We start from the raw sequence: 8,027 nt of genomic DNA, 5'->3' as shown, positions 1-8,027 counted from the left end.
TCAGATCCAGTCCGGCGAGTTCGGCCAGGTGGGCGATCATGATGACACCGATGGCGGCCGCGAAGATGGCGATGAAGGTCCAGGGGATGAGGCGTGGGCCGCGCTCGGGGCGGACCGGTTGTCCGGACCGCCAGCGGGCGAGCACGAAGACTCCGGCGCAGGCGGCGAATATGGTGAGTGTGGCGGTGAGCGAGAGGTACATGCCGGGTCCGTGAATGTGCTGAGACCATGTTCGGTCTTGTCCCAGAAATAGGGTCTGGTCGCGAGCTGGTACAGGGCGCGCACTGCAGCCCAGCTCTGCAGCGGCCAGTAGAGCGGCATCAGCAACAGGTCGGACAGGCGCACGCCCAGTCCCGCGCGGCGCATGCCAAGCGCTGCAGTCGCCGCTGATGTACCATAACCGAGCGCCAGAAATCCGCCATGCAACCAGGTGGCGCTGTCGGCCCCCTTGTCCGCCAGCACACCGATCAGGGCCAGCAGGCAAGCGGCCGCGAGCGGTGCGTGGGCCAGGGCGGAAATCAATGCCGCGCCGAGGGTCAGCGTCAGGGCGAAATGGCTTTGCCGCTGTTCCGGCAGGCCCGACGGACGCGAGTGCACCGCCAATGTCTGGGCATAACCCTTGAGCCAGCGCGTACGCTGGCACACCCAGGGCCAGACCCGTGTCGGCGCTTCCTCGAGGGTGAGCGGCGCAATGATATCGCAACGATAGCCCAGCGCGTGCAGGCGAAAGCCCAGATCGGCATCCTCGGTGACATTCCAGGCGTCCCAACCGCCGGCCCGCCGCAGGGCGGCAGTGCGAAAATGATTGCTGGTTCCGCCCAGAGGCAAGGGCCAGCGCAACCGCGCATAGAGCGGCAGCAGGGTGTGGAAATGCGCTGCATATTCCAGCGCAAACTGGCGCGTGAGCCAGCATTCGGCGCGATTGAACCAGTTTAGCGGGGCCTGGAGACAGGCCAGTTCCGGTCCGGCTGCGGCAAAGCTTTCCGCGGCGGTGCGCAATTGGCGTGGGTGCGGCCTGTCCTCGGCATCATGGATGGTGACGATTTCGCCCGAGCAAAAACGCAGGGCGTAATTCAGGGCGCGCGGCTTGGTCCGAGGTCCGCCTTCCGGGATCAGGACGATACGGTATTTTTGATCCAGATCGAGCGCCCGCGCCGCCGCGATCGTCTCGCTGTCATCGGCCTCCAGCGCCAGCCGGATCTCCAGCCGGTCGGCGGGATAGTCGATGGCTTCCAGGGCCGAAACCAATACGGGCAGAACGGCACTCTCGCGATACAGGGCAATGATCAGACTGGCGCGCGGCAGGGCGCAGGCGGGCAGCGGCCGGTGCCGGGCCCAGACCGGCGGCAGGAGGCAGGCCAGCAGACGAAGTGAGATCAGGCAGCCAAATAGCAGGCCGACCAGGCCTGTCAGCAGGCTGACCTCCCAGTTCATCCATCCTGCCGCTCCCAGGACCAGAAAACCAACCGCGATCATCAGGGTCCAGCGCTGATATGGCGACAGGCCCGTGCGGGCGCTGAAGCGTGGCGCGCGACGGGCCAGGCCCTCTGCAGCATCGCTGGCCCACAGGCGGGTGAGGATTTCCGGCGTGGGGGTATCGCGCGGCGGGCCGTCCTCAATTGCCGCCATCGCGTCTGTATCTGCGCCGGTCCGGCTCGCCTGGCCCTGATCCATGACATCATCCACACAGGTTGCGTTTTTGATGTTTTCCATCTGAAACGCAACTAAAGGGTGAGTCAACTGCCGGCGGCCAGGACAGCTAGGCTGGCGGGTTCAGAACCTCGATGAGAGTGGGCAAATCCAGGCTGTCATCGCCAAGTGCAAAGACCGCGGCCGTCGCCGTGGGATAGCCCATCGGCAGCGCTTCGCGGACACCGCAGCGCGCCGCCAGCTTGTGCGCCAATCCGCCAATGCCCGGATTGTGTCCGACCATCACAATCTGCGGCGCGTGCCGGAAGGCCTCAAGCGCCGCGCGTTCCAGCATCTCGGTGCTGGCATGGTAGAGCGCCATCGGATCGTCGATCTGCGGCTCGCCGAGCAAGGGGGCGAGATGGTCGAAGGTCTGGCGTGTTCGCCAGGCTGGCGAGACCAGCGCCCGCCCGGGTTTCAGTCCGAGCATGGCGAGTCTGGCGGCGGCCTTGCGGCTGTCTTCATGCCCGCGTGGTGTCAGACCACGCTGGAAGTCGTCATCGGCTTCGAGCCGGTCGACGGCCTTGGCGTGACGCATCAATATCAAAATCCGGTCCATCAAGGCCTGCCCTGTCCAGGTTCAGAGTGTCATGTGCGCATGGCACGCTCCTGCTATCGCAGCCGCCAGGCGCACCTAGTCCTAGTGTGTTTCGTCCCTCATTTGAACCAGGCAGGCGAGCCGCGCTGTTCTTGTTGGGCGATGCCGGCCCCAATTGCCACGATGCGTGTTTGCCAGCACTCTTGGCCCGCTTCATCGGAGGGCATCGCCAATGTGGAAAAAGGGCAGGGGCAAGCTGGGATTGTTCGCTCCTCTATTGGGCAGCTGGGTCTCGGCCTCGGCCTCGGCCATGGGGCCAACCCGCTGCACGCGGCGCTTCGAACGGGTGCTCGACGGCCAGTTTGTCGAATTGCGGGCGGATTGGGTGATCGGCGAGGCTGACGCGACGAAGCGCTATTCGGAGCGAGCGCTGTTCGGGCCGGGCGATGATGGTACGATCTCCTTCTGGTCCTTCACCTCCGATGGCAAGCGTTCGACCGGTATGCTGACCAGCGCGCCCGACATCCATCCTGATGCGATCTGTTTTGAAGCCGACATGCCGGCCGGCCGCGCCCGGCAAGTCTATTGGCCCCACCCGGTTGCCGGATTCAACTGGGCCGTGGAGAGCCAGACCCAAACGGGCTGGAGCCGCTTCGTCGAGCATTGCTACCAGGCCAGTCCGGTGCGCTGAAACCTCATCCCGGCGCGGTTCGGTCACGGGGCACTTGACGACAAGCTTCCTTTACATCTATATGACAAGCTACCTTTACATGGAGGCGTTTGTCATGGGAGTTTCAATGCGCAAGATCGTGATCGGGATCGCGCTTTTATTCGTCATCGGAGCCTGGGCGGGTGTCGTGATCGCCAAACTAACAACGGACAGCCTGGCGGTCTTTACCCTCGCGGTGACGGCCGCGGCACTCGCGACCGAGGCGCTCATCTGGGTGGCCGCCATTCTCGGCGGATGGTCGATCTTCGCCAATCGCCGGGCGATCTGGGATCGCCTGCGCGGACGCAAGCCTGACGCGGTCAAGATGGAGGGGGTCTGATATGCACGGGAGCGAGCCTCACGAAAATCCAGACTCGGCCCATGGCCTGAGAGATGCCACGATCACGGCGCTGGTCCTGTCACTCTCCTTCGGCGGCTTTCTGCTTGCCGACAGTCTAGGCGATCCGGGTGTGGGGGTGGATAAACTGGCTCCGGCCATCGCGCTGATCCTTGTCGTGTGGGGCGGAACCGCGTTCCAGATCGTGCTGACACGATTATGGCGCAAGTATTTGGGGCGGACAAAATGGTGACAGGCATGCCGGACAGGCCAGACCCAGGACAGGGCGGCCACGCCTCAAAAATTCAGACCGCCCTCCTGCTGGTCTGGGTCATCAGCCTGGTGGTGGCGGCGCAATTATTCATGCGCTCCCAGGCCCTGGCCTGGACGATTCTGGCTGCGCTTGTCTGCGCCGCATCGCTGGTGGCCTGGTTGTGGCGATTGCAGCGCACCAACCATGCCACGCGCAATGCCACCGAACGCGCCTTTGGCCGCTTCATCCTGCGCCAGACCTTGCTGATCCTGGCCTATGTGCTGGGGCTGGTCCTGGCGCTGCACTGGCTGGACCACACCGCGCACACGGGATGGCGCATCGCCCTGGTCGCTGTCCCGGCGCTCGCCCTGGCGGGCTGGGCCTGGGTCTTCGCGGCGATGATTCAGTCATCGGACGAGATGATGCGAGCCTTGCGGATCCGCGCCATCGCCCTGGCGGCCGGGGCTGTGCTGGTTCTGGCGACGATCTGGGGTCTGTTCGCCGAGTTGCTCGGCCTACCGGAATTTCCGGCCTACCTGCTCCTGCCCGGTTTCGCCCTCGTCTATGGTGTGGCGCTGCAGATCCTTGGTGGAGCCGAAGCATGAGGAATCGACTGCGCGAGCTCAGGGCTGAGCTGGGCTGGAGCCAGCAGGTCCTGGCCGATCATCTCGATGTCTCGCGCCAGACCGTCAATGCGCTGGAAACCGGCAAGTATGATCCCTCCCTGCCGCTCGCTTTCAAGATTGGCCGGCTGTTCAAATTGAAGATTGAAGACGTTTTCGACGATGAGCATGCCCTCTAGTCCAGGGTGCGCCGGTAGCGCCGGATCGCCACGGCCGCGATCACGATGAACATGACGATGAGCGGCCAGATATGCGGCCAGACATCGCCCAGTTCTGCGCCCTTGAGCATCACCGCCCTGACCACCCGGATATAATGTGTCGTCGGGATCATCTGTCCCAGCGCCTGGGCCCAATGCGGCATGGCGGCGAAGGGGAACATGAAGCCCGACAGCAGGAAGGACGGCATGAAGAGGAACATGGTCAGCTGCATCGCCTGCATCTGGCTGCGCGCCACGGTCGAGAATAAAAAGCCCAGCGCCAGATTGACGACGATGAAGAGGGCGCTGGCGATGATGAAGGCAAGCGGACTGCCCAGAAACGGCACCCCGAACAAAAAGCGCGCACCGGCCAGCATGATGGCGACCTGCAGGGAGCCGACAAAGACATAGGGCGTGATCTTTCCGATCATCACCTCGAGGGCTTCGGTCGGGGTCGAGAGCAGGGCTTCCAGCGTGCCGCGCTCGGCTTCCCGCGTCAGCGAGATCGAGGTCATCATGGCCATGGTCAGAGTCAGGATGGTGCCGAGAAGGCCGGGGACGATATTGAGCGCGGTGCGGCCGGCCGGGTTGTAGCGCCGGTGAATCACGGTCTCGACCGGCGGCGTCATCTCACCCAGATACGGCTCCAGCGCGCGCTGGACAATGCTGGCGAAAGCGCCGCTGCCGGCACTGGCGGCGACCGGGTCGGATCCGTCCGTGTCGAGCAGGATTTGCGGTCGTTCGCCGCGCGCCAGGTCGCGTTCGAAATTCTGCGGGATCGTCACCACGAAGGAGGCGGTGCCATCGCGCAGGGCGATATCGGCTTCCTCGGGCGAGCCGATATGGCCGGTAATATCGAAGAATTCCGAGCTCTCCATCGCCTGGACAATGGCACGGCTGGCCGGGCCGCTATCGCCCATCTCCACCAGGGTCGGCAGATGGCGCGCATCGGTATTGATCGCATAGCCGAACAATAAGAGCTGCATCACCGGGATGCCGACCATCATGCCGAAGGTCAGCCGGTCGCGCGTCATCTGGATGAATTCCTTGCGCAGGATGGCGATGATGCGATTGAGCGAAGCAAACCGGTTCATTGGAAATTGTCCTGCGCACCGGTCATCAGCCAGATGAAGGCTTCCTCAAGCCCGGTCTTGGCCCTGGAGACCTCGAATTCGGGGCGGTCGCGCCAGGGCGCAATCGCGCGTAGCAGCGCCGCCTCATCGCGTCCCGAGACATGCAGGGCCGAGCCGAAACGGGCGATCTGGTCGACACCGGGGGCGCCATCCAGCGCGTCATAGACCGGTTGCAGACCCTTGCCCTCGATACGCCAGGTATGCAGGCCGACAATGTCGGCGATATCGGCCGAGGGCGCATCGATCAGCTTCTTGCCATAGGCGATATAGGCGATGGAATCGCACTGCACCGCCTCGTCCATGTAATGCGTCGAGACCAGCACGGTGACGCCCGATTGCGACAGGCGCCGGATGCGGTCCCAGAAATCGCGCCGCGCCTTGGGGTCCACCCCGGCGGTCGGCTCGTCGAGCATCAGCAGGCCGGGCTTGTGCATGGTCGTGGCGGCGAGTGCCAGGCGCTGTTTCCAGCCGCCGGAGAGATTGCCGGCGAGTTGCCGCGCGCGCGGCTCGAGATCGTATTCCTCCATCGTCGCCTGCACGGTCTGTCTCTGGTTTGGCACCGCATGCAGGCGCGCCATGAATTCGAGATTCTCCTTCACGGTGAGATCGCCATAGAGCGAGAATTTCTGCGTCATATAGCCGACGCGCGATTTGATCTCGCGGCTTTGGGTGACAATGTCATAACCGAGCGCCGTGCCGCCGCCGCCATCGGGTTTGAGCAGGCCGCACATCAGCCGGATCGTTGTTGTCTTGCCCGAGCCATTGGGGCCGAGAAAGCCGTAGATCGCGCCCCTGGGAACCTGGATCGAGAAGTCATCGACGACCCGGGTGTCGCCGAAGCTCTTGGTCAGGCCGTGGACATCGATGACAAGATCGCCATCCATGCTAGCGGGCCTCGAGACGCAGCGGCGTGCCCGGGGGCGGCGGATTGGCGTCGAAACGGGCCTCGGCGCGATAGACGAGGCGCGAGCGTTCGCTGTCGGAATAGATGAAAGGCGCGGTGAATTGCGCCTCGTCATCAATGCGGGTGATGGTCGCCATCAGTCCGGCGGCGCAAGCATCGCAGAAGACAGCGAAACGCGTGCCAACCGGCGTCGCCGCCAGTTCGGTCTCGGGAATGAAGACCACGGCATGCACGGCGCCTTCGGGCAGGATGGAGTAGACCGGCAGGGCCGGGCTGGCCTGTTCGCCCAGATAGCGGATCTGGCGTTCCACCCGGCCATCGGCCGGCACGGCAATGGCGCGCTGGGACAGGACGAACTCGGCCCGCTCGACCGCCGCCTGCGCCGCCGCGACGGCCGCCTGCAGGGCAAGCAACTGGTTCTCGCGCGCCGGCAATTGCACCAGGTTGAGGCGCTGGCGCATCTCGCTGACCTGGGCATTGGCGGCATCGGCCGCGCTCTGGGCCTGGTCAATCCGCGCCTGGCTGACATGGCCCTGGGCAAACAGTTCGCGCGCCCGCTCCAAATCGGCATTGGCCAGCGCCCGCGCCGCATTCGCCTGGGCCAGCAATTCGCGGGCGGCGGCGATCTCGGGGTCGCGGGCACCGGCGGCGGCATCGTCGAACTGGGCGGTGGCGACGGCGAGCTGGGCCTGCGCGGCGGCCAGTGCGGCGCGGGCATCGGTGTCATCAAGGCGGAAGGCCGGGTCGCCGGCGCGGACCGGATCGCCCTCGCGCAGGGTGGTCTCGATGATGCGTCCGGTCAGGTCCGGTGCCAGGCTGACGAAATCGCCCTCGGCATAGCCATGCAATCCACTCTCGACCGGCGGCGAACAGGCGCCGAGCAGGGCGAGAACCAGAACGGGGGCGATGAAACGGGTCATGAGGGCTCACTCTCCAGACGTGGCTTGAGGCCATTGAGCAGGATGTCGGCGATCGCATCGGCCAGATCGGCCGGATCGGTCAGCTTGTCGGGATGCAGGTCGAAGATATTGGTCAGGGCCATATGCGCGATGCCCGGCCCGGCGATAACACGCATGAAGGCATCGGCATCGACCGGGCGAAACACGCCCTTCGCCACCGCGGCATCAAGCAGGGCGCGCATGGCACGCCGCACAATGTCGAGCACATGGCTGCGATAGAAGGCGGCGAGTTCGGGAAAGCGGTGCGCTTCGGTCAGGACCAGGCGCGGGGCGGCGGAGACTTTCGGCGAGGACACTGCCGTGAACAGGATGCGCAACAGGCCGCGCAGCGCCGCTTCCGGATCGGCGGCCGCGCTGGTGGCGACATGCTGCTCGACGACGCGCGCCAGCGCCCCGGCCGATTGCTCGATCAGCGCATTGAGCATCGCTTCCTTGGACGGGAAATACAGATAGAGCGTGCCCTTGGAGAGGCCGGCGCGCCGGGCGATATCCTCGACCCGCGCCGCGGCAAAGCCCTGTTCGCCAAATACGGCGAGCGCCGCTTCGAGGATCTCCTCGGGACGGGCTTCGGGGCGGCGGCGATGGGCGGGTGCGCGGGTCATGTAGTGTATATAACTGACCGGTCAGTCAGTAACAAGCGATACCGGTGCGGCAAAATCTCCACGCGGCTCGCCGCTGGAGGGAT

General features: G+C 65.0%; 11 protein-coding genes. 5 read left to right on the top strand and 6 right to left on the bottom strand.

The window, feature by feature from the left end; genetic code table 11:
* Window positions 1-36 precede the first annotated feature (36 nt).
* Window positions 37-1,713, bottom strand: a complete 1,677-nt coding sequence (locus tag AAC023_RS12480) for a glycosyltransferase (protein WP_339741525.1) — start codon at window positions 1,711-1,713, stop codon at window positions 37-39.
* A gap of 46 nt (window positions 1,714-1,759) precedes the next feature.
* Window positions 1,760-2,248, bottom strand: coding sequence for a histidine phosphatase family protein (locus AAC023_RS12475; protein WP_339741524.1), 489 nt, complete (start codon window positions 2,246-2,248; stop codon window positions 1,760-1,762).
* Between the two features lie 211 nt (window positions 2,249-2,459).
* Between AAC023_RS12475 and AAC023_RS12470 the strand changes: the two genes are divergently transcribed.
* From AAC023_RS12470 to AAC023_RS12450, 5 genes are all read left to right on the top strand, one after another.
* Window positions 2,460-2,918, top strand: a complete 459-nt coding sequence (locus AAC023_RS12470) for a hypothetical protein (protein WP_339741523.1) — start codon at window positions 2,460-2,462, stop codon at window positions 2,916-2,918.
* Between the two features lie 61 nt (window positions 2,919-2,979).
* Window positions 2,980-3,276, top strand: a complete 297-nt coding sequence (locus tag AAC023_RS12465; RefSeq protein WP_339741522.1) for a hypothetical protein — start codon at window positions 2,980-2,982, stop codon at window positions 3,274-3,276.
* A 1-nt stretch (window position 3,277) separates the two neighbouring features.
* Window positions 3,278-3,526: a hypothetical protein gene (locus AAC023_RS12460; protein ID WP_339741521.1), complete on the top strand. Its 249-nt coding sequence runs from the start codon at window positions 3,278-3,280 to the stop codon at window positions 3,524-3,526.
* Between the two features lie 5 nt (window positions 3,527-3,531).
* Window positions 3,532-4,131 (top strand): hypothetical protein, encoded by a 600-nt coding sequence (locus AAC023_RS12455; protein ID WP_339741520.1) that lies wholly within the window; start codon window positions 3,532-3,534, stop codon window positions 4,129-4,131.
* Window positions 4,128-4,328, top strand: coding sequence for a helix-turn-helix transcriptional regulator (locus AAC023_RS12450; protein ID WP_339741519.1), 201 nt, complete (start codon window positions 4,128-4,130; stop codon window positions 4,326-4,328). The genes AAC023_RS12455 and AAC023_RS12450 overlap by 4 nt, the downstream gene beginning before the upstream one ends.
* Here AAC023_RS12450 and AAC023_RS12445 read toward each other — a convergent pair.
* The 4 genes from AAC023_RS12445 to AAC023_RS12430 are packed head-to-tail and all read right to left on the bottom strand — an operon-like array spanning window position 4,325 to window position 7,944.
* On the bottom strand, window positions 4,325-5,440 hold the full coding sequence (locus tag AAC023_RS12445) for an ABC transporter permease (protein ID WP_339741518.1): 1,116 nt from the start codon (window positions 5,438-5,440) through the stop codon (window positions 4,325-4,327). The two genes, AAC023_RS12450 and AAC023_RS12445, sit on opposite strands and share 4 nt — an antisense overlap.
* A complete protein-coding gene (locus AAC023_RS12440; RefSeq protein WP_339741517.1) occupies window positions 5,437-6,363 on the bottom strand; it encodes an ABC transporter ATP-binding protein in 927 nt (308 codons plus the stop codon). The genes AAC023_RS12445 and AAC023_RS12440 overlap by 4 nt, the downstream gene beginning before the upstream one ends.
* Window position 6,364: 1 nt before the next feature.
* Complete coding sequence (locus AAC023_RS12435; RefSeq protein WP_339741516.1) at window positions 6,365-7,303, bottom strand: HlyD family efflux transporter periplasmic adaptor subunit; 939 nt, start codon at window positions 7,301-7,303, stop codon at window positions 6,365-6,367.
* Window positions 7,300-7,944: a TetR/AcrR family transcriptional regulator gene (locus AAC023_RS12430; protein WP_339741515.1), complete on the bottom strand. Its 645-nt coding sequence runs from the start codon at window positions 7,942-7,944 to the stop codon at window positions 7,300-7,302. The genes AAC023_RS12435 and AAC023_RS12430 overlap by 4 nt, the downstream gene beginning before the upstream one ends.
* Between the last annotated feature and the right edge of the window lie 83 nt (window positions 7,945-8,027).

Source organism: uncultured Maricaulis sp. (assembly GCF_963976135.1).
Classification (GTDB): Bacteria; Pseudomonadota; Alphaproteobacteria; order Caulobacterales; family Maricaulaceae; genus Maricaulis.
The sequence above is the reverse complement of the archived record's forward strand: the minus strand, read 5'-3'. Positions and strand labels throughout refer to the sequence as shown.

Bases quoted from the DNA above. Each gene is read 5' to 3' on its own strand.
- AAC023_RS12440 (WP_339741517.1), bottom strand. From the start codon at position 6,363: ATGGATGGCGATCTTGTCATCGATGTCCACGGCCTGACCAAGAGCTTC.
- AAC023_RS12435 (WP_339741516.1), bottom strand. From the start codon at position 7,303: ATGACCCGTTTCATCGCCCCCGTTCTGGTTCTCGCCCTGCTCGGCGCC.
- AAC023_RS12445 (WP_339741518.1), bottom strand. From the start codon at position 5,440: ATGAACCGGTTTGCTTCGCTCAATCGCATCATCGCCATCCTGCGCAAG.
- AAC023_RS12470 (WP_339741523.1), top strand. From the start codon at position 2,460: ATGTGGAAAAAGGGCAGGGGCAAGCTGGGATTGTTCGCTCCTCTATTG.
- AAC023_RS12475 (WP_339741524.1), bottom strand. From the start codon at position 2,248: ATGGACCGGATTTTGATATTGATGCGTCACGCCAAGGCCGTCGACCGG.
- AAC023_RS12450 (WP_339741519.1), top strand. From the start codon at position 4,128: ATGAGGAATCGACTGCGCGAGCTCAGGGCTGAGCTGGGCTGGAGCCAG.
- AAC023_RS12480 (WP_339741525.1), bottom strand. From the start codon at position 1,713: ATGGAAAACATCAAAAACGCAACCTGTGTGGATGATGTCATGGATCAG.
- AAC023_RS12430 (WP_339741515.1), bottom strand. From the start codon at position 7,944: ATGACCCGCGCACCCGCCCATCGCCGCCGCCCCGAAGCCCGTCCCGAG.
- AAC023_RS12460 (WP_339741521.1), top strand. From the start codon at position 3,278: ATGCACGGGAGCGAGCCTCACGAAAATCCAGACTCGGCCCATGGCCTG.
- AAC023_RS12455 (WP_339741520.1), top strand. From the start codon at position 3,532: ATGCCGGACAGGCCAGACCCAGGACAGGGCGGCCACGCCTCAAAAATT.
- AAC023_RS12465 (WP_339741522.1), top strand. From the start codon at position 2,980: ATGACAAGCTACCTTTACATGGAGGCGTTTGTCATGGGAGTTTCAATG.